Source organism: Terribacillus saccharophilus, from assembly GCF_046592595.1.
GTDB lineage: Bacteria > Bacillota > Bacilli > Bacillales > Amphibacillaceae > Terribacillus > Terribacillus saccharophilus_C.
Map to the genome: position 1 here is coordinate 18,300 of NZ_JAWVPF010000010.1, position 21,471 is coordinate 39,770.

The 21,471-nt window shown below is 44.4% G+C and carries 35 protein-coding genes and 1 pseudogene; all 36 read right to left on the reverse strand.

Annotation, left to right across the window (positions count from 1 at the left end; genetic code table 11):
• Positions 1–5: 5 nt before the first annotated feature.
• The gene (locus SFC25_RS16505) at positions 6–809 is read right to left on the reverse strand and encodes an energy-coupling factor transporter transmembrane component T family protein (RefSeq protein WP_411216340.1); all 804 of its coding nucleotides are present in this window, start codon (positions 807–809) and stop codon (positions 6–8) included.
• On the reverse strand, positions 802–1,668 hold the full coding sequence (locus SFC25_RS16510; protein WP_411216341.1) for an energy-coupling factor ABC transporter ATP-binding protein: 867 nt from the start codon (positions 1,666–1,668) through the stop codon (positions 802–804). The genes SFC25_RS16505 and SFC25_RS16510 overlap by 8 nt, the downstream gene beginning before the upstream one ends.
• Complete coding sequence (locus SFC25_RS16515) at positions 1,644–2,477, reverse strand: energy-coupling factor ABC transporter ATP-binding protein (RefSeq protein ID WP_411216342.1); 834 nt, start codon at positions 2,475–2,477, stop codon at positions 1,644–1,646. The genes SFC25_RS16510 and SFC25_RS16515 overlap by 25 nt, the downstream gene beginning before the upstream one ends.
• A gap of 204 nt (positions 2,478–2,681) precedes the next feature.
• Entirely contained in the window at positions 2,682–3,035 is a 354-nt protein-coding gene (gene rplQ, locus SFC25_RS16520; RefSeq protein WP_411216343.1) for a 50S ribosomal protein L17, read from the reverse strand.
• 46 nt (positions 3,036–3,081) lie between these two features.
• Positions 3,082–4,026, reverse strand: a complete 945-nt coding sequence (locus tag SFC25_RS16525; RefSeq protein WP_038565251.1) for a DNA-directed RNA polymerase subunit alpha — start codon at positions 4,024–4,026, stop codon at positions 3,082–3,084.
• 185 nt (positions 4,027–4,211) lie between these two features.
• Positions 4,212–4,601 carry a 30S ribosomal protein S11 gene (rpsK, locus tag SFC25_RS16530; protein ID WP_095224652.1) on the reverse strand — a complete coding sequence of 130 codons (390 nt, stop codon included), beginning with the start codon at positions 4,599–4,601 and terminating at the stop codon, positions 4,212–4,214.
• A gap of 18 nt (positions 4,602–4,619) precedes the next feature.
• On the reverse strand, positions 4,620–4,985 hold the full coding sequence (gene rpsM, locus SFC25_RS16535) for a 30S ribosomal protein S13 (RefSeq protein ID WP_095224651.1): 366 nt from the start codon (positions 4,983–4,985) through the stop codon (positions 4,620–4,622).
• A 22-nt stretch (positions 4,986–5,007) separates the two neighbouring features.
• Positions 5,008–5,121 (reverse strand): 50S ribosomal protein L36, encoded by a 114-nt coding sequence (rpmJ, locus tag SFC25_RS16540; RefSeq protein WP_003156543.1) that lies wholly within the window; start codon positions 5,119–5,121, stop codon positions 5,008–5,010.
• Between the two features lie 35 nt (positions 5,122–5,156).
• Complete coding sequence (infA, locus tag SFC25_RS16545; RefSeq protein WP_038565240.1) at positions 5,157–5,375, reverse strand: translation initiation factor IF-1; 219 nt, start codon at positions 5,373–5,375, stop codon at positions 5,157–5,159.
• 4 nt (positions 5,376–5,379) lie between these two features.
• On the reverse strand, positions 5,380–5,688 hold the full coding sequence (locus SFC25_RS16550) for an RNA-binding protein (RefSeq protein WP_411216344.1): 309 nt from the start codon (positions 5,686–5,688) through the stop codon (positions 5,380–5,382).
• A gap of 381 nt (positions 5,689–6,069) precedes the next feature.
• Positions 6,070–6,720 (reverse strand): adenylate kinase, encoded by a 651-nt coding sequence (locus tag SFC25_RS16555; protein WP_411216345.1) that lies wholly within the window; start codon positions 6,718–6,720, stop codon positions 6,070–6,072.
• 39 nt (positions 6,721–6,759) lie between these two features.
• Positions 6,760–8,049: a preprotein translocase subunit SecY gene (gene secY / locus SFC25_RS16560; protein ID WP_095224648.1), complete on the reverse strand. Its 1,290-nt coding sequence runs from the start codon at positions 8,047–8,049 to the stop codon at positions 6,760–6,762.
• Positions 8,049–8,489: a 50S ribosomal protein L15 gene (rplO, locus tag SFC25_RS16565; RefSeq protein ID WP_038565232.1), complete on the reverse strand. Its 441-nt coding sequence runs from the start codon at positions 8,487–8,489 to the stop codon at positions 8,049–8,051. The genes secY and rplO overlap by 1 nt, the downstream gene beginning before the upstream one ends.
• Before the next feature lie 30 nt (positions 8,490–8,519).
• Positions 8,520–8,702, reverse strand: a complete 183-nt coding sequence (gene rpmD, locus SFC25_RS16570) for a 50S ribosomal protein L30 (protein WP_038565229.1) — start codon at positions 8,700–8,702, stop codon at positions 8,520–8,522.
• A 13-nt stretch (positions 8,703–8,715) separates the two neighbouring features.
• Positions 8,716–9,219 carry a 30S ribosomal protein S5 gene (gene rpsE, locus SFC25_RS16575; RefSeq protein ID WP_095224647.1) on the reverse strand — a complete coding sequence of 168 codons (504 nt, stop codon included), beginning with the start codon at positions 9,217–9,219 and terminating at the stop codon, positions 8,716–8,718.
• Positions 9,220–9,240: 21 nt separating this feature from the next.
• Positions 9,241–9,603 (reverse strand): 50S ribosomal protein L18, encoded by a 363-nt coding sequence (gene rplR / locus SFC25_RS16580; protein WP_038565223.1) that lies wholly within the window; start codon positions 9,601–9,603, stop codon positions 9,241–9,243.
• Between the two features lie 32 nt (positions 9,604–9,635).
• Positions 9,636–10,172, reverse strand: coding sequence for a 50S ribosomal protein L6 (gene rplF, locus SFC25_RS16585; RefSeq protein WP_411216346.1), 537 nt, complete (start codon positions 10,170–10,172; stop codon positions 9,636–9,638).
• A 29-nt stretch (positions 10,173–10,201) separates the two neighbouring features.
• A complete protein-coding gene (rpsH, locus tag SFC25_RS16590) occupies positions 10,202–10,600 on the reverse strand; it encodes a 30S ribosomal protein S8 (protein WP_038565217.1) in 399 nt (132 codons plus the stop codon).
• Positions 10,601–10,631: 31 nt separating this feature from the next.
• Positions 10,632–10,817: a type Z 30S ribosomal protein S14 gene (locus SFC25_RS16595; RefSeq protein WP_038565213.1), complete on the reverse strand. Its 186-nt coding sequence runs from the start codon at positions 10,815–10,817 to the stop codon at positions 10,632–10,634.
• Positions 10,818–10,838: 21 nt separating this feature from the next.
• Positions 10,839–11,378, reverse strand: coding sequence for a 50S ribosomal protein L5 (gene rplE / locus SFC25_RS16600; protein WP_095224645.1), 540 nt, complete (start codon positions 11,376–11,378; stop codon positions 10,839–10,841).
• 25 nt (positions 11,379–11,403) lie between these two features.
• On the reverse strand, positions 11,404–11,715 hold the full coding sequence (gene rplX / locus SFC25_RS16605) for a 50S ribosomal protein L24 (protein ID WP_093728571.1): 312 nt from the start codon (positions 11,713–11,715) through the stop codon (positions 11,404–11,406).
• Positions 11,716–11,750: 35 nt separating this feature from the next.
• Positions 11,751–12,119: a 50S ribosomal protein L14 gene (gene rplN, locus SFC25_RS16610; RefSeq protein ID WP_093728572.1), complete on the reverse strand. Its 369-nt coding sequence runs from the start codon at positions 12,117–12,119 to the stop codon at positions 11,751–11,753.
• Between the two features lie 43 nt (positions 12,120–12,162).
• Positions 12,163–12,426 carry a 30S ribosomal protein S17 gene (gene rpsQ, locus SFC25_RS16615; RefSeq protein ID WP_411216347.1) on the reverse strand — a complete coding sequence of 88 codons (264 nt, stop codon included), beginning with the start codon at positions 12,424–12,426 and terminating at the stop codon, positions 12,163–12,165.
• 22 nt (positions 12,427–12,448) lie between these two features.
• Positions 12,449–12,649, reverse strand: a complete 201-nt coding sequence (gene rpmC / locus SFC25_RS16620; protein WP_038565198.1) for a 50S ribosomal protein L29 — start codon at positions 12,647–12,649, stop codon at positions 12,449–12,451.
• Positions 12,639–13,073, reverse strand: a complete 435-nt coding sequence (gene rplP, locus SFC25_RS16625; protein WP_093728574.1) for a 50S ribosomal protein L16 — start codon at positions 13,071–13,073, stop codon at positions 12,639–12,641. Before rplP ends, rpmC begins: the two co-directional genes overlap by 11 nt.
• A pseudogene (gene rpsC, locus SFC25_RS16630) lies at positions 13,067–13,733 on the reverse strand (30S ribosomal protein S3). The gene rplP and the pseudogene rpsC overlap by 7 nt, the downstream one beginning before the upstream one ends.
• A 3-nt stretch (positions 13,734–13,736) precedes the next feature.
• Positions 13,737–14,078, reverse strand: a complete 342-nt coding sequence (rplV, locus tag SFC25_RS16635) for a 50S ribosomal protein L22 (RefSeq protein ID WP_411216348.1) — start codon at positions 14,076–14,078, stop codon at positions 13,737–13,739.
• Positions 14,079–14,096: 18 nt separating this feature from the next.
• Complete coding sequence (rpsS, locus tag SFC25_RS16640) at positions 14,097–14,375, reverse strand: 30S ribosomal protein S19 (RefSeq protein ID WP_038565186.1); 279 nt, start codon at positions 14,373–14,375, stop codon at positions 14,097–14,099.
• Positions 14,376–14,432: 57 nt separating this feature from the next.
• Positions 14,433–15,263, reverse strand: a complete 831-nt coding sequence (gene rplB, locus SFC25_RS16645) for a 50S ribosomal protein L2 (RefSeq protein ID WP_411216349.1) — start codon at positions 15,261–15,263, stop codon at positions 14,433–14,435.
• 28 nt (positions 15,264–15,291) lie between these two features.
• A complete protein-coding gene (gene rplW / locus SFC25_RS16650) occupies positions 15,292–15,582 on the reverse strand; it encodes a 50S ribosomal protein L23 (RefSeq protein ID WP_038565180.1) in 291 nt (96 codons plus the stop codon).
• Positions 15,582–16,205 carry a 50S ribosomal protein L4 gene (rplD, locus tag SFC25_RS16655; RefSeq protein WP_411216350.1) on the reverse strand — a complete coding sequence of 208 codons (624 nt, stop codon included), beginning with the start codon at positions 16,203–16,205 and terminating at the stop codon, positions 15,582–15,584. Before rplD ends, rplW begins: the two co-directional genes overlap by 1 nt.
• Positions 16,206–16,231: 26 nt before the next feature.
• A complete protein-coding gene (gene rplC / locus SFC25_RS16660) occupies positions 16,232–16,861 on the reverse strand; it encodes a 50S ribosomal protein L3 (protein WP_411216351.1) in 630 nt (209 codons plus the stop codon).
• A gap of 27 nt (positions 16,862–16,888) precedes the next feature.
• Positions 16,889–17,197: a 30S ribosomal protein S10 gene (rpsJ, locus tag SFC25_RS16665; RefSeq protein WP_038565171.1), complete on the reverse strand. Its 309-nt coding sequence runs from the start codon at positions 17,195–17,197 to the stop codon at positions 16,889–16,891.
• Positions 17,198–17,560: 363 nt separating this feature from the next.
• On the reverse strand, positions 17,561–18,751 hold the full coding sequence (gene tuf / locus SFC25_RS16670) for an elongation factor Tu (protein ID WP_095224641.1): 1,191 nt from the start codon (positions 18,749–18,751) through the stop codon (positions 17,561–17,563).
• Between the two features lie 124 nt (positions 18,752–18,875).
• Positions 18,876–20,954: an elongation factor G gene (fusA, locus tag SFC25_RS16675; RefSeq protein WP_411216352.1), complete on the reverse strand. Its 2,079-nt coding sequence runs from the start codon at positions 20,952–20,954 to the stop codon at positions 18,876–18,878.
• Positions 20,955–20,993: 39 nt separating this feature from the next.
• Positions 20,994–21,464: a 30S ribosomal protein S7 gene (rpsG, locus tag SFC25_RS16680; RefSeq protein ID WP_093728583.1), complete on the reverse strand. Its 471-nt coding sequence runs from the start codon at positions 21,462–21,464 to the stop codon at positions 20,994–20,996.
• Positions 21,465–21,471: the final 7 nt, after the last annotated feature.

Below are 21,471 nucleotides of genomic sequence, written 5' to 3' on the forward strand. Positions count from 1 at the left end.
AACTCCTAACTATAATCTCTCGTTATCAAGGCTGCAGCCACCACCACAATAAAGATGACGAGTGCCGCAACATCCCGCTTCATCACACGCAGCTCCCGGAGCTTCGTACGTCCTTCTCCGCCGCGATAGCCTCTTGCTTCCATCGCCATAGCAAGCTCCTCTGCCCGCTTAAAGGCGCTGACAAACAAAGGCACCAGTAATGGAATTACAGCCCGTACACGCTCCCTGAATGGCCCTGTGCGGAAATCCACACCTCTGGAAGCCTGGGCGTTTGAAATCTTCTCGGTTTCCTGGAGCAATGTTGGGATAAAACGCAGGGATATAGACATCATCAGTGCCAGTTCGTGCACAGGGAACTTGAATCGGCGCAGCGGACCAAGCAAGGACTCCACTCCGTCTGTGATCTCTATCGGTGTTGTCGTCAACGTCAGCAATGATGTCAAAAGGATAAGCAAAAAGAAACGCAGCGAGATGACAGCCCCTTGTTCCAGCGCTCCGCTATAGATTGGCAACCCGAATACATTCACCAATACAGTGCCTTCCTTCGTGACGAATAAGTGCAGGATAAACGTAAAGACAATCAAAAACCATACCGGTGTCAGTCCCTTGGCAATAAACCGCCATGGCACCTTCGTCAAAAGTGTTCCTCCGACCGCGAATACTGTGAACAGCGCATAGCTGATGACATTATTGGCAAAGAAAATGAAAATCACATAGAAGAAGATTATCAGCATCTTTATTCTTGGATCCATTCGGTGAACGATGCTATTGGTCGGAACATACTGACCGACAATCAGCAGATTATTCATGTTTATCACCTGCCAAATCAGCTAGCTGCCCAGCGAGCCTGTCAACATTCTCTCCCTCAAATACAATTGGTTTGCCAAAGCGCTCGGATGCCTTCTGGAGAAACTGGAATATCTCTGGCACATCAAGCTGAACCTGCTGGAGAGCTTGCCGGTTCTGAAATACTTCTACAGGAGACCCTTCCATATACTTTTCCCCTTTGTCGAGTACAAGCATATGATCGGCATACGTCAGCGCATCCTCCATGCTGTGTGTTACCAATATCGTTGTCAGCTGCTGTTCATTATGCAGCCGGTAAAACATATCCATGATCTCCCGCTGACCGCGTGGGTCCAGTCCTGCTGTCGGTTCATCCAAAACGAGCACACGAGGCCGCACAGCAAGCACACCTGCAATTGCAACACGCCGCATTTGCCCGCCGCTTAACTCAAATGGCGATCGGCTCAACAAAGATAGATCCAATCCTACCGCTTCTGCACTTTCTCTTACGCGCTTGGAAATCTCTTTCTCTGCTACTCCGAAGTTACGTGGTCCGAAGGCGATATCCTTCTCTACTGTTTCTTCAAACAACTGATGCTCTGGATACTGGAACACAATGCCCACTTGTTTTCGAAGCTCTTTCGCTTGCTTCGGCTTCCTTTTCGGCTCCAGCGTATGCTCACCAATCTGTACGCTTCCGCTTGTTGGTCTGACTAATCCATTGAGATGCTGCAAAAGAGTGGATTTACCGCTCCCAGTATGCCCAACTATAGCTGTAAAGCTTCCTCCTGGCAGATGGAAAGACAAATCCTTTAGCGCTTTATGCTCAAACGGGGAGTTTGCCTGATACGTATAATCTACTTGTTTGAATGTAATGTCCATAATGCATCTAACAACTCCTCGTGATCAATCGGCTGCTTACCCAGAATAACGCCTTGTCTTTCCAAGGCATGGGCAACCTGGGTAACAAACGGCACGTCCAAACCGATTTGCTGCAGTTCAGTCTGCTTTTTCACTAATTCCCTTGGTACAGTAGTGGTCCATATTTCTCCATCGTTCATGACCAACACACGATGTGCCTGCATCACTTCATTCAAGTCATGCGTGATAGTAATCAGACCAAGCTGGTGCTCAGCTTGAACGCGATGAACAGTATCAAGGATTTCCTTCCTGCCTAAAGGGTCCAGCATCGCCGTTGCTTCATCCAGGATAATGACGCTTGGAGATATAGCCAGTACTCCTGCTATAGCCACACGCTGTTTCTGTCCGCCTGACAGACGATATGGTTCATGCAGCAAGTAATCCTGCATACGTACTTGTTCCAATGAAGAAGTGATCCGATCCATCATCTCAGAACGAGGCACTCCGCGGTTCTCCAAGCCGAAAGCTACATCATCACGAACAGTCGTACCTACGAATTGATTATCCGGGTTTTGGAAAACCATTCCTACCTGGCGCCGTATCTCCCATATATTCTCTTCGTTCAACGGTATACCGTTAATAATGATTTCTCCCTCAGTTGGAAACAGCAGCCCGTTCATCAGCTTGGCAATTGTTGACTTGCCTGAGCCATTATGACCGATGATGGCCAGCCACTCCCCAGCTTGTACTTGGAAACTGACATTACGCAGTACATAGGGCTGCTCTTCTTCGTAGCGGAAAGAGACATTCTTGAATTCAATCGCATGCATGCTTTTCGTGCTCCTTCGTCATTACCCGACTATTTCCGGGGAAATACTAAACGTGTTTGTCCGTTCCTGTCATTTCTATAGCTAGTATAAATAATCCAGACAAAAAAGAAAAGCAAGCGCTAATGGCGGCGCTTGCTTTCTGTGCAAAAGAAAAAGGGCCGGAATACACCTCGTGGTAGAGATTTTCCTGCCCTTGTTATTACCTTATACTAGTTCAATGATTGCCATAGCGGCACCGTCACCACGACGCTGTCCAAGTTTCAACACGCGTGTGTAACCTCCTTGACGTTCTTCATAACGTCCGGCGATATCGCTGAATAGTTTTTGTACTGCATCTTGGTTCTCGTCCGCTTTTGTACCGTACAAGAAAGAAGCAGCTTGACGACGAGCGTGAAGATCTCCACGTTTGCCAAGAGTGATCATTTTTTCAACTACAGAACGAAGCTCCTTAGCTTTCGCCTCCGTTGTTTCCATTCTTTCGTGAACGATAAGATCAGTTGCAAGGTTACGCAAAAGCGCCATACGAGCATCCGTAGTACGTCCTAACTTTCTAGCCATAGGTTATCCCTCCCTTTCCTGGTGTCAAATGCTCCGCTAGGCGGGATCAGTCTTCTTTACGAAGACCAAGTCCTAAATCGATTAGTTTCTTTTTAACTTCTTCTAATGATTTACGTCCTAGGTTACGCACTTTCATCATGTCTTCTTCAGATTTATTAGCAAGTTCTTGTACTGTGTTGATACCAGCACGTTTCAGACAGTTGTAAGAACGAACAGACAAGTCCAATTCTTCGATTGTCATCTCAAGAACTTTCTCTTTTTGGTCTTCTTCTTTTTCAACCATGATTTCGGCATTTTGCGCTTCATCAGTAAGACCTACGAAGATATTTAAATGCTCCGTATAAATCTTAGCTCCAAGAGAAACTGCCTCTTCAGGTCGGATACTGCCGTCAGTGAATACATCCAACGTCAGTTTGTCGAAGTTAGCCAACTGGCCAACACGCGTATTTTCCACTTGATACGTCACTTTTGAAACTGGCGTAAAGATGGAGTCAATTGGAATGACACCAATCGGCTGATCTTCATGGTTATTCTGATCAGCTGGACGGTAGCCGCGGCCGCGTTCTGCCGTAAGCTTCATGTGCAAATGAGCATTCTTGCCCAATGTCGCAATATGAAGATCCGGATTCAGTACTTCCACATCGCTATCGAATGTGATATCAGCAGCAGTTACTTTCCCTTCACCTTGTACATCGATCTCTAATGTTTTTTCTTCATCAGAGTAGATTTTGAGAGCCAGTTTTTTCAAGTTCAAAATGATGGTTGTCACGTCTTCTACTACGCCTTCAATCGTAGAGAATTCATGGAGCACGCCATCAATTTGAATGGAAGTTACAGCAGCGCCAGGAAGTGAGGATAATAGGATACGACGCAAGGAGTTTCCTAGTGTAGTACCATATCCACGCTCAAGCGGTTCTACAACGAACTTTCCAAATGTAGCATCATCGCTGATCTCAACCGTTTCAATCTTTGGTTTTTCAATTTCGATCATTATAAAGCCCTCCTTTAAAACGTCGAAACCCCGGTTAGAATTACTCCTAACCGAAATTCCCCATATTGCGGTTCCCGTTTCTGCATCTTGACGATACGTTTCTTACTGTATGACCTGATCGCTTTTAAGCTATCATAACCCATTATAGACAGGGATACAAATTCTATACAGCAAGCAGGAAAAACTTATACGCGACGACGTTTAGGCGGACGGCAGCCGTTATGTGGAACTGGAGTGACGTCACGGATCGCAGTTACTTCAAGACCTGCAGTCTGAAGGGAACGGATCGCAGCTTCACGGCCAGCACCTGGGCCTTTTACTGTTACTTCCAAAGTCTTCATGCCGTTTTCTACAGCACCTTTAGCAGCAGCTTCAGCAGCCATCTGAGAAGCGAATGGAGTAGATTTACGGGAACCTTTGAAACCAAGGGAACCTGAGCTGCTCCAGCTGATTACGTTACCTTGAACATCAGTAATCGTAACGATAGTGTTGTTGAAAGTAGAACGGATGTGAGCAATACCAGTTTCGATATTCTTTTTCACACGACGTTTACGAGTTTGTTGTTTACGAGCCATGTTTGTTTACCTCCTTACTTATTTTTTCTTGTTAGCGATTGTACGGCGTGGGCCTTTACGAGTACGAGAGTTGTTCTTCGTTTTCTGACCACGAACCGGCAATCCGCGACGGTGGCGAAGACCACGATAAGAACCGATTTCAATCAGACGCTTGATGTTAAGAGATACTTCACGGCGAAGATCCCCTTCAGTAGTGTAGCTGTCGATTGCCTGACGGATTCTGGATAGTTCGTCTTCTGTAAGATCACGAACACGTGTATCTTCAGAAACACCAGCTTCTTTTAGTACCTTCTGCGCAGTAGTTTTTCCAATACCATAAATGTATGTTAGGGAAATAACAACGCGTTTGTCACGTGGAATATCAATACCTGCTATACGTGCCATTAGCTACGTGCACCTCCTTGTATTATCCTTGTTTTTGCTTATGCTTAGGATTTTCACAGATTACCATTACTTTGCCTTTACGACGAATGACTTTACATTTTTCGCAAATAGGCTTTACAGATGGTCTTACCTTCATCATCTATTCCTCCTTTAGTATCGGAGCTAGTCAAATTATTTATAACGGTACGTAATACGTCCTTTAGTTAAGTCGTAAGGGGAAAGCTCTACCGTTACTTTATCTCCAGGAAGAATTCGAATGAAGTGCATACGAATTTTACCGGAAACATGTGCTAAAACGGTGTGGCCATTCTCTAACTCCACCTTAAATTGCGCATTGGGCAATGTATCGGTGACAGTTCCTTCTACTTCAATTGCATCATCTTTCGCCATCGGTCTATCTCCCTTCTTCAAATCTCTTCACGGTATGATTGACATAAGTAGATATCGCAAATCGCAGTTTACCATTGGTTACGCGACCAGCTTCTAGAAGGCTGCGGCGGACTTCCGGTGATATATACTGGAGTGGATCCACATGACGCAAAGCTTTGCGCTTCGGTGAATCAAACTTTCGTTTCTCTCCGTCAGCAAGCAACACAAAACGACTGTCAACTATTCGAATGACAATCGCAAGCTGCCCTGCTTCTCGCCCATGTACGATACGAACAACCTGACCGATCAGTGGACTTGCATCCGTTTCGCTCAAACATGATCACCTTCATCATAGCTTATTCGAAGCTGTGCGTAAGTTAGCATTATATGCTGCAAACAAGGAGCATATTCTACCACTTTTCTGCCTGAAAGTCCAGGTTAGAAAAGCTGCATGTTAGGGAATCTATATTAAGTCCACAAATTGAGTCACAATTTGTTTCATGATTGTTCATATTCAGCCTTGTCAATTAGCGTCAGGATATCAGTAAGGCACGGTTCCGATGATGGAAGCTTGAACGAATCGCAGTCGCAAATCGTTTCAACTCTACCACGAGGTCTATTATACTCTATCAAGGGATAGAATGCATCCTTACGCTATCACGAGCCTAAAGAGCGATTCCATCCGTACTAAGAGAGTATAGTTTGCACACCTGTATCAGCGAAGATTTTTCAAGCGCTGATCGATGTCGTGGAAGACCTGATCGATTGCTTGGTCACCGTTCACTGTTACAAGATAGCCCTTTTCGTTGTAGAAGTCCAATATCGGTTTTTGCTGCTCGATATTGACTTCCAAACGTTTTTTCACCGTTTCCGGCTTATCGTCGTCTCGCTGGATCAGCGCAGTACCATCCTTGTCGCATAGCCCTTCTTCTTTAGGAGGGTTATAGACTGTATGGTACGTAGTGCCGCATGTCGGACAAACCCATCTGCCAGATAAACGCTCCACCAAATTCTCCTGCGGAACCTCTACATGTAAGACGTAATCTACATTAGCATTCAAATCGTCCAGCAATGCGTCAAGCGCCTCTGCCTGAGCAAGCGTACGAGGAAAACCGTCAAGTAAAAATCCGTTGTTGGTGTCATCCTTGCCTAATCGGTCACGGACTATACCAATTGTTACTTCATCCGGAACTAGTTTCCCCTGGTCCATGTAAGCTTTCGCTTCACGGCCAAGCTCCGTTCCTTCTTTTATTGCAGCTCGGAACATATCTCCTGTTGAGATATGAGGGATGCTGTATTTATCTACAATCTTCTCTGCCTGCGTACCTTTACCGGCACCCGGCAGACCCATAAGAATTAAGTTCAACGAAATTCCCCTCGCTCTCGTCTGTTTGTAGACTGTTCTCTATTTCATGAAGCCTCGGTAATGACGCTTCACTAACTGGCTTTCTAGCTGTTTCATCGTCTGTAACGCTACCCCTACCACGATCAGCAGGCTCGTTCCTCCGATTTGGACAGAAGTCGGCAAGTTGGCAATAGAACCTAAGATTATAGGCAATACAGCTACAGCAGCCAAGAAGAGAGACCCAACGAAGGTTAAACGATACATCACACTGGTGAGGTACGTTTCCGTGCTTTTCCCTGGGCGAATACCCGGGATGTAGCCACCTTGCTTGTTTAAGTTCTCTGCCATTTGTTCCGGGTTAACCTGAACAAATGTATAGAAATAACTAAATGCAAGAATCAGGACTACATAGATTACCATCCCAATTGGTTGCGTATAATCGAATACGTTCTCGATCGTAGTTGCTACATTTCCTTCAAAGAAACTCGCGATTGTACGCGGAGCATAGATAAAGGAAACTGCGAAAATTACAGGGATTACTCCAGCAGCGTTTACTTTAATCGGCAAGTGGGTGGACTGGCCGCCTACTTGGGATCGACTAGTAGTACGCTTTGAATACTGGATTGGAATTTTACGAAGTGCTTGTGTGATGTAAATCACACCAACAATTACGGCAATGATCACGATAGCGATAATTGCAACGATCACGACATTAAGGAATAAATCATCACCAGGATTGCTGAAGTACTGTTCCCAAAGCTGGTTTAAGCCATTCGGAATTGCAGCAGCGATACCGGCGAAGATAATAATGGAAATACCATTACCTACACCATGTGCTGTGATCTGTTCTCCTAACCACATCAAGAATGCTGTTCCTGCAGTCAATACGATTGTAATGACAGCGAACTTATAAAAACTTGGATCGGAAATGAGCATGCCGCCGGATAACTGGTTGAATCCGATGGACATACCAACCGCCTGTATTAACGCTAGCACGATAGTGGCATAACGAGTCACTTGTGCCAACTTACGACGTCCCATCTCGCCTTGCTTTTTCCACTCACTGAATGTCGGTACGACATCCATTTGCAGAAGCTGCATGATGATCGAGGCAGTGATGTACGGCATGATACCCATCGCAAGGATGGAGAAGTTCTGCAATGCACCGCCGCCAAATGTGTTCAGGAAACCGAATACGTTCTGCTGGTTCATGAAATCGATCGCGGAACGATCGGTAAATGGAACGGGAATGAACGTACCGATTCTGAAGATGATCAACATTAGCAATGTAAAGATGATTTTATTTCGTATATCTTTTACACGCATAAAATTGGAGATTGTACGAAACATTAGATCACCTCTGTTTGACCGCCCGCTGCCTCGATAGCTTCTTTAGCAGAAGCAGAGAACTTGTGAGCTTTAACAGTAAGTTTCTTTTCGATGTTTCCGTTTCCTAGAACTTTGATACCGGCTCTCAATTTGCTGACAACTCCGCTTTCAAGTAGAAGCTCTGGAGTTACCTCTGTACCCTCTTCAAAGCGGTTAAGGGTTTCAAGGTTAACAATTGAGTACTCAGTACGGTGGATGTTTGTGAATCCACGTTTAGGAAGACGTTGGAATAGTGGCATTTGGCCACCTTCGAAACCTAGACGTACACCGCCGCCAGAACGTGCGTTTTGTCCTTTATGTCCACGGCCGGATGTTTTACCGTTACCTGAAGACATACCACGACCTACACGATTGCGAGTTTTACGTGTTCCTTCTGCTGACTTCAATTCATGAAGTTTCATAATGGCACCTCCTCTTTTACATTTAAATCATTATACTTCTTTAACTGATACTAGATGAGAAACTCTGTTAATCATACCGCGAACAGTTGGATTGTCTTCCAAAACAACTGACTGACGGATCTTTCTAAGACCTAGAGCTTGAACAGTTTTGCGCTGTTTTTCTAGTCTTCCGATCGTACTGCGCGTGAGGGTGATTTCTAATTTGTTAGCCATGTGCTTTCCCTCCTTATCCTAACAGTTCTTCTACAGACTTTCCACGAAGTTTCGCAACTTCTTCTGCACGTTTCAATCTGCCAAGTCCGTTAAGTGTAGCACGAACCATGTTGATTGGAGTGTTAGAACCAAGTGATTTAGAAAGGATATCTCCGATACCACCAAGCTCAAGTACCGCACGTACAGGTCCACCGGCGATAACTCCAGTACCTTCTGCAGCTGGCTTCATCAAGATGTTGCCGGCGCCGAATTCACCGATGATTTCATGTGGAATAGTTGTACCAACGATAGGTATAGTAATTAGATTTTTCTTCGCGTCTTCGATAGCTTTACGGATCGCTTCTGGTACTTCTTGTGCTTTACCAGTACCGAAACCTACATGGCCGTTTTTGTCGCCTACTACTACAAGAGCAGCGAAACGGAAACGACGACCACCTTTTACTACTTTAGCAACACGGTTAACCGTTACTACGCGTTCTTCAAGATCAAGTTTGTTCGGGTCAATTGTTGTACGCAAGTTGTGTCCCTCCTTTTTAGATTAGAATTTAAGACCAGCTTCACGAGCTGCTTCAGCCAATGCTTTAACACGTCCGTGGTAAAGGTAGCCTCCACGGTCAAATACGATAGTTGTTACGCCAGCTTCTTTCGCACGGTTAGCAACTGCTTCTCCGACCTTTTGAGCTGCTTCAACATTGCTTGTAGATTCTAGGCTAAGGCTAGCATCCTTAGTAGAAGCACTTGCAAGTGTTTTACCAGTTGTATCATCGATCAACTGTGCGTAAATGTGCTTGTTAGAACGGAAAACGTTCAAACGTGGGCGCTCAGATGTTCCTGAAATGCTTTTACGAACACGATTATGTCTTCTCTTACGCGATTCGTTTTTTGCAACTTTTGTAATCATTCAGGTCACTCCTTTCTGGTTTAACGAAAACCTTATTTCGCTGTTTTACCTTCTTTACGACGTACGAATTCGCCTTCGTAACGGATTCCTTTACCTTTGTAAGGCTCTGGAGGACGGATTGCACGGATGTTAGCAGCTACTGCGCCAACAGCTTCCTTATCGATACCTTTAACAACTACACGAGTGTTGGAAGGAACTTCGATTTCAATACCATCACGGTTTTCAACTTCAACTGGATGAGAATAACCAGCGTTGATCACGACTTTGTTGCCTTGTTTAGTAGCACGATAACCTACACCAATGATTTCAAGAGCTTTCTCATAACCAGCGTGTACGCCTTGTACCATGTTTCCAAGGATGGAACGAGTAGTTCCGTGAAGAGCACGGTGTTCCTTGCTGTCAGTTGGGCGTTCAACAGTAAGAACGTTCTCTTCAACTTTGATCACCATATCTTGGTGGAATGTACGAGTCAATTCACCTTTAGGACCTTTTACAGTCACAGTGTTGTTTTCATTTTTGAATTCAACGCCTGCAGGGATTTCAAGAATCTTTTTACCTACGCGGGACATATGTGCACCTCCTTACTAATTGTTGGGAATTACCAAACGTATGCTAGCACTTCGCCGCCGACAGCTTGCTCACGTGCTTCTTTATCAGACAATACGCCTTTAGATGTTGAAACAACTGCGATACCAAGTCCGTTAAGGACACGTGGAATTTCAGTAGATTTCGCGTAAACACGAAGACCAGGTTTACTGATACGTTTGATACCAGTGATAACACGCTCGTCGTTTTTACCATATTTCAAAAAGATGCGTAGAACACCTTGTTTGTCATCTTCTACGAATTCGTAATCGCGAATAAAGCCTTCACGTTTAAGGATATCAGCAACATCCTTTTTCAACTTAGAAGCAGGAAGCTCCAGTTTTTCATGACGAACAGTATTTGCATTACGAATACGAGTTAGCATATCTGCGATAGGATCTGTCATAACCATTAATCATTACCTCCTTCCCTGATTTAGGGGATTACCAGCTTGCTTTTTTAACGCCAGGAATTTGACCTTTATAGGCTAGTTCGCGGAAACAAATACGGCATAGCTTGAATTTACGTAGTACAGAGTGTGGACGTCCGCAACGTTCGCAGCGTGTGTACTCTTGTACTTTAAATTTCTGTGGGCGCTGTTGTTTCACGATCATAGATTTTTTAGCCACAATATTCCCTCCTTTTTACCTTTATTTTTGGAAAGGCATGCCTAGCTGAGTAAGTAGCTCACGAGCTTCTTCGTCAGTGTTGGCTGTAGTTACGATAACGATGTCCATTCCACGTACTTTGCTTACTTTATCGTAATTAATTTCTGGGAAGATTAGCTGTTCTTTAACACCTAGTGTATAGTTACCACGACCATCAAACGCTTTGTTTGAGATACCACGGAAGTCACGTACACGTGGAAGGGAAACTGCGACTAGTTTTTGAAGGAATTCGTACATACGCTCACCGCGCAATGTAACTTTCGCTCCGATTGGCATACCTTCACGAAGACGGAAACCTGCGATAGATTTCTTAGCTTTCGTGATGATTGGCTGTTGACCAGCAAGCAATGCCAATTCCTCTACTGCAGAATCAAGTGCTTTAGAGTTTTGAACTGCGTCACCGACACCCATGTTAATAACGATTTTTTCAATCTTTGGTACTTGCATTACAGATTTGTAGCTGAATTTTTCCATTAGAGATGGAGAAATCTCGCCTTGATATCTTTGTTTCAATTCATTCATCGAGTAGCCCTCCTTTCAGAAGAAATTATTTATCGATAGCTTGACCGGATTTCTTAGCGATACGGACTTTTTTGCCGTCTTTCACTTCGTAGCCTACGCGAGTTGGCTCTCCAGTTTTAGGATCGATCAGCATTACGTTAGAAACGTGAATCGCTGCTTCGATTTCAAGGATTCCGCCCTGCGGGTTATCCTGAGAAGGTTTCGCGTGTTTTTTGACGATGTTTACGCCTTCGACAAGAACACGGTCTTTCTTCGGATAAGCTTCAAGGATGGTACCTTCTTTACCACGATCTTTACCAGTGATTACTTTAACTTTGTCACCTTTTTTAACATGCATGTGTACTGCACCTCCTTAACAAGGCATTAAGTGTTTTACAATACTTCAGGAGCAAGGGAAACGATCTTCATGAACTTAGCGTCACGCAATTCACGTGCAACTGGTCCAAAGATACGAGTTCCTCTTGGGCTCTTGTCATCTCTTATGATAACAGCTGCATTCTCGTCGAATTTGATGTAAGAACCATCTTTACGACGAACACCGCTTTTCGTACGTACGATTACTGCTTTAACAACTTCACCTTTTTTGACAACGCCACCAGGTGTTGCTTGTTTCACCGTACAAACGATTACGTCACCAATGTTAGCTGTTTTACGACCAGATCCGCCTAGCACTTTAATTGTTAGGACTTCACGAGCACCAGAGTTATCAGCGACTTTCAAACGAGTCTCTTGTTGAATCATACGAGTGTTACCTCCCTTCGGAATCCTTCCGAGCGATCTTTAATTAGATAATTACTGCTTCTTCTACTACTTCAACCAAACGGAAACGTTTCGTTGCAGATAATGGACGAGTTTCCATGATACGAACCAAGTCACCAGTTTTTGCTGCACCGTTTTCATCATGCGCTTTGAACTTTTTAGAGTACTTAACGCGTTTGCCGTACAGCTTATGAGTTTTGTAGGTTTCAACAAGAACAGTGATTGTTTTATCCATTTTATCGGATACAACACGTCCAACGTAGACTTTACGATTGTTACGTTCACTCATGTCGCGAACCTCCTCTCGGAATTTAGTTATTTACGCTTAATTCTCTTTCACGAACAACTGTCTTCATGCGAGCAATTGTCTTGCGGACAGTGCGAATACGAGCAGTATTCTCAAGTTGTCCAGTAGCTAATTGGAAGCGCAGGTTGAAAAGTTCTTCTTTAAGAGACTTAACTTTTTGTTCAATTTCGGCAGTGGTCAGTTCTTTGATTTCATTAGCCTTCATTGATTTCACCACCAATTTCTTCACGTTTTACGATCTTAGTTCTTACTGGTAGTTTGTGAGAAGCAAGACGCAATGCTTCGCGAGCCACCTCTTCAGATACTCCAGCGATTTCGAACATGATCTTACCAGGTTTCGTTACAGCTACCCAGCCTTCAGGAGAACCTTTACCGGAACCCATTCGGACTTCTAGAGGTTTTTTAGTGTATGGCTTATCTGGGAAGATTTTGATCCATACTTTACCGCCACGTTTCATGTAACGAGTCATAGCGATACGGGCAGATTCGATTTGACGGCTAGTGATCCAAGCTGGATCAAGAGCTTGTAGACCCCATTCACCAAATGCGACTTCTGTACCGCCTTTAGCACGGCCATTCAATTTACCACGGTGTTGTCTACGATATTTTACGCGTTTAGGCATTAACATAATGCTTTTCCCCCTTCCTTATCGGTTGTTTTTAGTTGGAAGGACTTCGCCACGATAGATCCATACTTTAACGCCAAGCTTACCATAAGTTGTATCAGCTTCAGCTGTGCCGTAGTCGATGTCAGCACGTAGAGTATGAAGTGGAACTGTTCCTTCGCTGTAAGATTCTGCACGAGCGATATCTGCTCCGCCTAGACGACCGGAAACTTGTGTACGGATACCTTTAGCACCAGCACGCATTGCACGCTGCAATGTTTGTTTCTGAGCACGACGGAATGAGATACGGTTTTCAAGTTGACGAGCGATGTTGTCTGCTACCAATTTAGCATCAAGATCTACACGTTTCACTTCGACGATGTTGATGTGAACACGTTTGCCAGTCAGGCTGTTCAATGCTTTACGAAGTGCTTCTACTTCCGAACCGCCTTTACCGATTACCATACCAGGTTTACCAGTATGAATAGAAATATTTACACGGTTAGCAGCACGTTCGATCTCCACTTTGGAAAGTGCAGCATCTTTTAAACGTTGTTCTAGATAATCACGAATTCTGATATCTTCATGTAGTAAATCAGCGTAATCTTTGCCACCGTACCACTTGGATTCCCAGTCACGGATGACGCCGACGCGAAGACCTATCGGATGTACTTTTTGACCCACTGCTTAACCCTCCTTCTTTTCTGTAACAACCACTGTGATGTGGCTAGTACGTTTGTTGATTTGGCTTGCGCGGCCTTGAGCGCGTGGACGGAAACGTTTCAATGTAGCACCTTCGTTAACGAATGCTTCAGAGATAACAAGGTTATCCGTATCCATTTCATAGTTGTGTTCTGCGTTAGCAACTGCAGAACGAAGTACTTTCTCTACTGCCAATGATGCACCACGCTGAGTGTGACGCAAGATAGCAATAGCTTCTCCAACATTTTTTCCTCGAATTAAATCAACGACTAAGCGGACCTTACGAGGAGCAATGCGAACTGATTTTGCCATAGCTTTTGATTGCATTTAGGATTGCCTCCCCTCTTAGCGTTTTGTTTTCTTGTCGTCCGCTGCGTGTCCTCTGTACGTGCGAGTTGGCGCGAATTCACCAAGTTTATGACCTACCATATCTTCAGTAACATAAACAGGTACGTGTTTACGGCCATCGTACACAGCGATTGTGTGTCCAACGAATGTTGGGAAAATAGTAGAACGACGGGACCAAGTTCTGATTACTTGTTTCTTGTCGTCTTCGTTCAATTTGTCGACTTTCTTTAGCAAATGGTCATCTGCGAAAGGTCCTTTTTTCAAGCTGCGACCCATACATAAACCTCCCTTTGCGATATGGAGACGGGTGAGAACGCCCGCCTTGCTACCACATTATTTTTTACGCTTACGTACGATAAATTTATCGGACTGCTTATTACGTTTACGTGTTTTGTAACCAAGTGTCGGTTTACCCCATGGAGACATTGGTGATTTACGTCCGATTGGAGCGCGTCCTTCACCACCACCGTGTGGGTGATCATTAGGGTTCATTACAGATCCGCGGACTGTAGGGCGTTTGCCTAACCAGCGAGAGCGTCCTGCTTTACCAACAGTGATTAGTTCGTGTTCCAAGTTACCAACCTGACCGATTGTAGCACGGCAAGTACCTAGTACTAGACGTACTTCACCAGAAGTTAGTCTTACAAGAACATATTTACCTTCACGGCCAAGGATTTGAGCTTGTGCACCAGCAGAACGAGCTAGCTGAGCACCGCGGCCTGGTTTCAATTCGATGTTGTGGATGATCGTACCAACTGGGATTGTAGCAAGCTCCATAGCGTTACCCACTTTGAAGTCAGCACCTTCACCAGATAAGATCTCCGTTCCTACTTCCAAGCCTTTTGGAGCAAGGATGTAGCGTTTTTCACCATCTACATAGTGAATTAGAGCGATGTTTGCAGTACGGTTTGGATCGTACTCGATTGTAGCAACGCGTCCTGGTATTCCATCTTTGTCGCGTTTGAAGTCGATAATACGGTATTGACGTTTGTGTCCACCACCTTGGTGACGTACAGTCAATTTACCTTGGTTGTTACGTCCGCCACGTTTGTGAAGCGGTGCAAGCAATGATTTCTCAGGCTTGTCAGTTGTAATTTCAGCAAAATCCGATACGGACATATTACGACGTCCGTTAGAGGTCGGTTTATACTTTTTAATCGCCATCGTTGTTTCCCTCCTTCTCTATTATTTCTTAAACACCTTCGAAGAAGTCGATTTCTTTACTGTCTTCTGATAGTGTTACTACTGCTTTTTTACGATCTGGGCGGTATCCGCCGTAACGACCTTGACGTTTGAATTTACCTTTAAGGTTTTGAGTGTTCACTTGTTCCACTTTTACACCAAAGATTACTTCAACCGCTTGTTTGATTTCGATCTTGTTAGCACGTTTGTCAACTTCAAACGTGTACTTCTTATCAACCATAAGGTCAGAAGAATGTTCCGTAATTACAGGGCGCTTAATAATATCACGTGGTTCTCTCATTATGCAAGCACCTCCCCTGCTTTTTCAGCTGCCTCTTTCGTTAAGATCAGCTTATCATGCGTAAGCAAGTCAAGAACGTTAACTTCGCTTTGAGTCAACACTTTAACGTTTTTAAGGTTGTTTGCAGAACGTACAACAGTTTCGTCTTTATCTGCAGTAACGATCAATACCTTTTTATCTACGTTTAGTGCGCTAAGCATAGCAACGACATCTTTTGTTTTTGGAGCATCGAATGCAAGGCTCTCAAGAACTACGATGTTGTCTTCTTGTACTTTAGAAGATAGTGCTGATTTAAGCGCTAGACGACGAACTTTTTTAGGTAGTTTGTAGCTGTAGCTGCGTGGAGTCGGTCCGAAAACTGTTCCACCGCCAACCCATTGTGGTGAACGGATGGATCCTTGACGTGCGCGGCCAGTACCTTTTTGACGCCATGGTTTTCTTCCGCCGCCTCGTACTTCAGAACGTCCTTTTACTTTGTGCGTACCTTGACGCATAGAAGCACGCTGCATTAGTACTGCTTCGTGTAATACATGTGTGTGTGGCTCGATACCGAAAACGGAATCGTTCAATTCGATTTCACCGACTTGAGACCCGCTCTGGTTGAATAGTGCTACTTTAGGCATGATATATCCTCCCTTCGTATTGTGAATTAGTTACCTTTTACGGCACTTGATACTTTCACGTAAGATTTTTTCGCACCAGGTACGTTACCTTTAACAAGGATAAGGTTGCGCTCAGCGTCAACTTTAACGATCTCAAGGTTTTGAACAGTGATTTGCTCTCCGCCCATTTGTCCTGGTAGTGCTTTACCTTTGAAAACGCGCATTGGGTCAATTACACCCATGGAACCTGGTCTTCTGTGGTAACGGGAACCGTGTGACATAGGTCCGCGGGATTGGTTGTGGCGCTTGATTGCACCTTGGAATCCTTTACCTTTGGAAGTACCTGTTACATCTACTACGTCTCCAGCTGCGAAAATCTCTACGCTAACCTCTTGTCCAACTTCGTGTTCGTCAAGAGCAGCGTCACGGATTTCACGAATGTAGCGCTTAGGTGTTGTGTTTGCTTTCTCAGCATGGCCTTTTGCAGGTTTGTTAGCGTTGTTTGCTTTCTGATCAGCAAATCCTAGTTGCAATGCGTTGTAACCGTCAGATTCAACAGTTTTCTTTTGAAGAATTACGTTTGGTTCAGCTTGGATAACTGTAACAGCTTGAAGTTCACCAGATTCAGTGAAAAGCTGTGTCATGCCGATCTTGCGTCCCAAGATTCCTTTCGTCATCCGTTACACCTCCTATTTTGTGTAAAATTATAGTTTAATTTCGATGTCCACACCGGACGGTAAGTCAAGTCTCATCAATGAATCAACTGTTTGCGGTGTAGGACTAACGATATCGATAAGACGTTTGTGAGTGCGCATTTCGAACTGCTCACGAGAGTCTTTATATTTGTGCACCGCACGTAGAATTGTGTATACAGATTTCTCTGTAGGAAGCGGAATCGGACCTGATACGTTAGCACCAGAGCGTTTCGCTGTATCTACGATTTTTTCTGCAGACTGATCAAGGATTCTGTGATCGTATGCTTTCAAACGGATTCTGATTTTCTCTTTTGCCATTATTTTCCCTCCTTTATCGCCCTTATTATTTAGGACATTCTCAGCGGAAATTAACTTGACCACCCTGCCATGGCAAAGGGGCCTGGTGTGCCAACAACCTCCCGCATCATCGCCTTTAAATGACCAACATTATAATTATATAGAAAAAACGCGGTCAATGCAAGTCTTATCTAGTTTTACAGCTTAAAAGTCTGCAATCCTTCATAAGATGACACTTTATGTATTATACATAGGCTACACAGTGTTTTCAAGTCATTTCAGTATTTTTTACAATTAACTGGCGCTGCCAATCTTTTACTGTAAGCAAACAAAAAAAACAGACAGCACGTCTGCTGTCTGTTTCTTCTATATTGTTATATCGGCTTACGCTTCGATAACAGATACAACGCCTGATCCAACAGTACGTCCACCCTCACGGATAGAGAAGCGAGTACCATCTTCGATAGCGATTGGAGAGATAAGCTCAACGGACATCTCAGTGTTATCGCCAGGCATTACCATTTCAGTACCTTCTGGTAGGTGAACTACGCCAGTTACGTCAGTTGTACGGAAGTAGAACTGTGGGCGGTAGTTAGTGAAGAATGGAGTGTGACGTCCACCTTCTTCTTTAGAAAGAACATAAACTTCAGCTTTGAACTTTGTGTGTGGAGTGATTGTACCTGGTTTAGCAAGTACTTGTCCACGGTTGATGTCATCACGGGATACACCACGAAGTAGAGCACCGATGTTGTCACCAGCTTCAGCATAGTCAAGAAGCTTACGGAACATTTCTACACCTGTAACAGTTGTTTTCTTAGGAGCTTCGTTAAGACCGATGATATCAACTTCGTCACCGACTCTTACTTCACCACGCTCAACACGGCCTGTTGCTACAGTACCACGACCAGTGATAGAGAATACGTCCTCAACTGGCATCATGAATGGTTTTTCTTTGTCGCGCTCTGGAGTTGGGATGTACTCATCAACAGCGTCCATAAGTTCGAAGATTTTCGCTTCGTAGTCAGCGTCGCCTTCTAGAGCTTTAAGAGCAGAACCTTTGATAACTGGTACATCATCACCAGGGAAGTCATATTCGCTTAGTAGATCGCGAACTTCCATTTCAACAAGTTCAAGAAGCTCTTCGTCGTCAACCATGTCACATTTGTTTAGGAATACAACGATCGCAGGAACACCTACGTTACGAGAAAGAAGGATGTGCTCACGAGTCTGTGGCATTGGACCATCAGCAGCAGATACTACTAGGATAGCTCCGTCCATTTGCGCAGCACCAGTGATCATGTTTTTAACATAGTCAGCGTGTCCTGGGCAGTCAACGTGTGCATAGTGACGAGAATCAGTTTCATACTCAACGTGTGCAGTAGAGATTGTGATTCCACGTTCTCTTTCTTCTGGAGCACCATCGATTTGGTCGTAAGCCATAGCTGTACCTGAACCAGTTTTCTTATGAAGTACAGTTGTGATAGCTGCAGTTAGTGTTGTTTTACCATGGTCAACGTGTCCGATTGTACCAACGTTAACGTGGGATTTGGAGCGGTCGAATTTTTCTTTACCCATTAGTAATTCCTCCTTAAATATGGAAATATCTCATGTATTAGATAGTATGTTTCTTGTACTGCAGAAGCATGCGTGCACGCACGCTTCCAATACAAGTTATACTTGATTACTGGCAAAAAATCAATTATTGTCCAGCGTTTTTCTTGATAATTTCTTCTCCAACGCTTTTCGGCACTTCTTCATAGTGGTCGAATGTCATTGTGTAAGTTCCACGGCCTTGTGTGTTGGAACGCAACGCTGTTGCGTAACCGAACATTTCAGCAAGTGGCACATATGCATTAACTACCTGAGCAGGTCCGCGTGTATCCATACCTTCAACACGTCCGCGACGGGAAGTGATATCGCCCATGATGTCTCCCATATATTCTTCTGGGATAACAACTTCCACTTTTACAAGTGGTTCCAAGATGACTGGGTTACATTTGTTCTTCGCGTTTTTAAGCGCTAGTGAAGCAGCAACTTTAAATGCCATCTCGTTGGAATCGACATCGTGGTAGCTTCCATCAAATAGAGATGCTTTTACGTCGATTAGTGGATAACCAGCCAATACACCGTTTTGCATTGCTTCTTTGATACCAGCTTCAACAGATGGGATGTATTCACGTGGAACTACACCACCAACGATTTTATTTTCAAACTCGAAACCAGCACCTTCTTCGTTTGGCTCAAATTTGATCCAAACGTGTCCGAACTGACCGCGACCACCGGACTGACGTACGAATTTACCTTCGACTTCAGCAGCAGCACGGAATGTTTCGCGGTACGCTACCTGTGGAGCACCTACATTTGCTTCAACTTTGAATTCGCGACGCATACGGTCAACGATGATATCCAAGTGAAGCTCACCCATACCGGAGATGATAGTCTGACCAGTTTCTGGGTTTGTTTCAGTTCTGAATGTAGGATCTTCCTCAGCTAGTTTACCAAGGGCAACGGACATTTTATCTTGGTCCGCTTTTGTTTTTGGCTCAATCGCAACAGAGATAACTGGCTCTGGGAATACCATGGACTCAAGGATAACTAGTGATTTCTCATCACATAGAGTATCTCCAGTCGAAGTATCTTTCAAACCAACTGCTCCTGCGATATCACCAGCATAAACTTTGGAAATCTCTTCACGAGTGTTTGCGTGCATTTGCAGGATACGGCCTACGCGCTCACGCTTGTCCTTCGTGGAGTTTTTCACGTAAGAACCTGCTTCCAATGTACCGGAGTACACACGGAAGAAAGTAAGTTTACCAACGAACGGGTCAGTTGCAACTTTGAAAGCAAGTGCACTGAATGGCTCGCTGTCGCTGGATTTACGTACGATTTTCTCTTCAGTACCTGGAACGATACCTTCGATAGCTGGTACGTCAGTTGGTGCAGGCAAGTAATCAACAACACCGTCGATTAGAAGCTGAACACCTTTGTTTTTGAATGCTGAACCACAGAATACTGGGTAGAATTCAACAGTTAGAGTCGCTTTACGGACAGCTTGTTTAAGCTCTTCGTTAGAGATCTCTTCCCCTTCAAGGTAGCGTTCCATAAGATCTTCATCTTGTTCAGCTACAGCTTCAATCAGGTTCGTGCGGTATTCTTCCACAAGATCCTTCATGTCTTCAGGGATTTCACGAATCTCGGAGTTTTGTCCAAGATCGTCAAGGTAGAAATGAGCTTCCATTGTGATTAGGTCAATGATTCCTTCGAAATCATCTTCCGCACCAATTGGAAGTTGTACTGGGTGCGCATTAGCGCCCAGACGCTCGTGCATCGTTTTAACGGAATAAAGGAAGTCTGCACCTGTTTTATCCATTTTGTTAACGAACACGATACGTGGTACACCGTAAGTAGTAGCCTGACGCCAAACAGTTTCTGTTTGAGGCTCAACTCCGGACTGTGCATCAAGCACAGCTACCGCTCCATCAAGTACGCGCAGGGAACGTTCTACTTCAACTGTGAAGTCTACGTGTCCTGGAGTATCGATGATGTTGATACGGTGGCCTTTCCATTGAGCAGTTGTTGCAGCAGATGTGATAGTGATACCACGCTCCTGCTCCTGCTCCATCCAGTCCATCTGAGAAGCACCTTCATGAGTTTCTCCGATTTTGTGGATACGTCCTGTATAGAATAGAATACGCTCTGTTGCAGTTGTTTTACCGGCATCGATGTGAGCCATGATACCGATATTACGCGTATTTTCTAAGGAGAACTCTCTAGCCATGTGGTCTTTCTCCTTCCTAGAGTGAATTTAAGATATATCTTACCAGCGGTAGTGAGCAAACGCTTTGTTTGCTTCCGCCATCTTATGCATATCTTCACGTTTCTTAACAGAAGCACCTGTGTTGTTAGACGCATCAAGAATTTCGTTAGCAAGACGCTCTTCCATTGTTTTTTCGCCGCGTAGACGGGAATAGTTAACAATGTAACGAAGACCTAGTGCTTGACGACGCTCTGGGCGTACTTCAACTGGTACTTGGTAGTTGGATCCGCCGACACGGCGTGCACGTACTTCAAGTACAGGCATAACGTTCTTCATGGACTGTTCGAAAACCTCCATTGGATCGTTTCCACTACGTTCTTTAACTAGTTCAAATGCTGCATAAAGAATCTTTTGAGCTTTACCGCGCTGTCCGTCAACCATGATCTGGTTGATCAAACGAGTTACCAATTTAGAGTTATACAACGGATCTGGTAATACGTCACGTTTCGCTACAGGACCTTTTCTTGGCATATGTTCT

Excerpts from the sequence above, each read along its gene's own strand:
- rplD (WP_411216350.1), bottom strand. The coding sequence starts at position 16,205 with ATGCCTAAAGTAGCACTATTCAACCAGAGCGGGTCTCAAGTCGGTGAA.
- rpsG (WP_093728583.1), bottom strand. The coding sequence starts at position 21,464 with ATGCCAAGAAAAGGTCCTGTAGCGAAACGTGACGTATTACCAGATCCG.
- rpsS (WP_038565186.1), bottom strand. The coding sequence starts at position 14,375 with ATGGGTCGCAGCTTGAAAAAAGGACCTTTCGCAGATGACCATTTGCTA.
- rpmC (WP_038565198.1), bottom strand. The coding sequence starts at position 12,649 with ATGAAGGCTAATGAAATCAAAGAACTGACCACTGCCGAAATTGAACAA.
- SFC25_RS16505 (WP_411216340.1), bottom strand. The coding sequence starts at position 809 with ATGAATAATCTGCTGATTGTCGGTCAGTATGTTCCGACCAATAGCATC.
- rplE (WP_095224645.1), bottom strand. The coding sequence starts at position 11,378 with ATGAATGAATTGAAACAAAGATATCAAGGCGAGATTTCTCCATCTCTA.
- rplV (WP_411216348.1), bottom strand. The coding sequence starts at position 14,078 with ATGCAATCAAAAGCTATGGCAAAATCAGTTCGCATTGCTCCTCGTAAG.
- SFC25_RS16510 (WP_411216341.1), bottom strand. The coding sequence starts at position 1,668 with ATGGACATTACATTCAAACAAGTAGATTATACGTATCAGGCAAACTCC.
- rplR (WP_038565223.1), bottom strand. The coding sequence starts at position 9,603 with ATGATTACAAAAGTTGCAAAAAACGAATCGCGTAAGAGAAGACATAAT.
- rpmD (WP_038565229.1), bottom strand. The coding sequence starts at position 8,702 with ATGGCTAACAAATTAGAAATCACCCTCACGCGCAGTACGATCGGAAGA.
- rplX (WP_093728571.1), bottom strand. The coding sequence starts at position 11,715 with ATGCATGTTAAAAAAGGTGACAAAGTTAAAGTAATCACTGGTAAAGAT.
- rpsM (WP_095224651.1), bottom strand. The coding sequence starts at position 4,985 with ATGGCACGTATAGCAGGTATTGATATTCCACGTGACAAACGCGTTGTT.
- rplN (WP_093728572.1), bottom strand. The coding sequence starts at position 12,119 with ATGATTCAACAAGAGACTCGTTTGAAAGTCGCTGATAACTCTGGTGCT.
- rplF (WP_411216346.1), bottom strand. The coding sequence starts at position 10,172 with ATGTCCCGCGTAGGTAAAAAGATTCTTGAAATCCCTGCAGGCGTTGAA.
- tuf (WP_095224641.1), bottom strand. The coding sequence starts at position 18,751 with ATGGGTAAAGAAAAATTCGACCGCTCCAAATCCCACGTTAACGTTGGT.
- secY (WP_095224648.1), bottom strand. The coding sequence starts at position 8,049 with ATGTTTCGTACAATCTCCAATTTTATGCGTGTAAAAGATATACGAAAT.
- SFC25_RS16515 (WP_411216342.1), bottom strand. The coding sequence starts at position 2,477 with ATGCATGCGATTGAATTCAAGAATGTCTCTTTCCGCTACGAAGAAGAG.
- rpsH (WP_038565217.1), bottom strand. The coding sequence starts at position 10,600 with ATGGTTATGACAGATCCTATCGCAGATATGCTAACTCGTATTCGTAAT.
- rplP (WP_093728574.1), bottom strand. The coding sequence starts at position 13,073 with ATGTTAATGCCTAAACGCGTAAAATATCGTAGACAACACCGTGGTAAA.
- rplC (WP_411216351.1), bottom strand. The coding sequence starts at position 16,861 with ATGACGAAAGGAATCTTGGGACGCAAGATCGGCATGACACAGCTTTTC.
- SFC25_RS16525 (WP_038565251.1), bottom strand. The coding sequence starts at position 4,026 with ATGATCGAAATTGAAAAACCAAAGATTGAAACGGTTGAGATCAGCGAT.
- rpsK (WP_095224652.1), bottom strand. The coding sequence starts at position 4,601 with ATGGCTCGTAAACAACAAACTCGTAAACGTCGTGTGAAAAAGAATATC.
- rplW (WP_038565180.1), bottom strand. The coding sequence starts at position 15,582 with ATGAGAGAACCACGTGATATTATTAAGCGCCCTGTAATTACGGAACAT.
- rplO (WP_038565232.1), bottom strand. The coding sequence starts at position 8,489 with ATGAAACTTCATGAATTGAAGTCAGCAGAAGGAACACGTAAAACTCGC.
- rpmJ (WP_003156543.1), bottom strand. The coding sequence starts at position 5,121 with ATGAAGGTAAGACCATCTGTAAAGCCTATTTGCGAAAAATGTAAAGTC.
- fusA (WP_411216352.1), bottom strand. The coding sequence starts at position 20,954 with ATGGCTAGAGAGTTCTCCTTAGAAAATACGCGTAATATCGGTATCATG.
- infA (WP_038565240.1), bottom strand. The coding sequence starts at position 5,375 with ATGGCGAAAGATGATGCAATTGAAGTAGAAGGAACTGTCACCGATACA.
- rpsQ (WP_411216347.1), bottom strand. The coding sequence starts at position 12,426 with ATGAGTGAACGTAACAATCGTAAAGTCTACGTTGGACGTGTTGTATCC.
- rpsJ (WP_038565171.1), bottom strand. The coding sequence starts at position 17,197 with ATGGCAAAAGAGAAAATCAGAATCCGTTTGAAAGCATACGATCACAGA.
- rplB (WP_411216349.1), bottom strand. The coding sequence starts at position 15,263 with ATGGCGATTAAAAAGTATAAACCGACCTCTAACGGACGTCGTAATATG.
- rplQ (WP_411216343.1), bottom strand. The coding sequence starts at position 3,035 with ATGGCTAGAAAGTTAGGACGTACTACGGATGCTCGTATGGCGCTTTTG.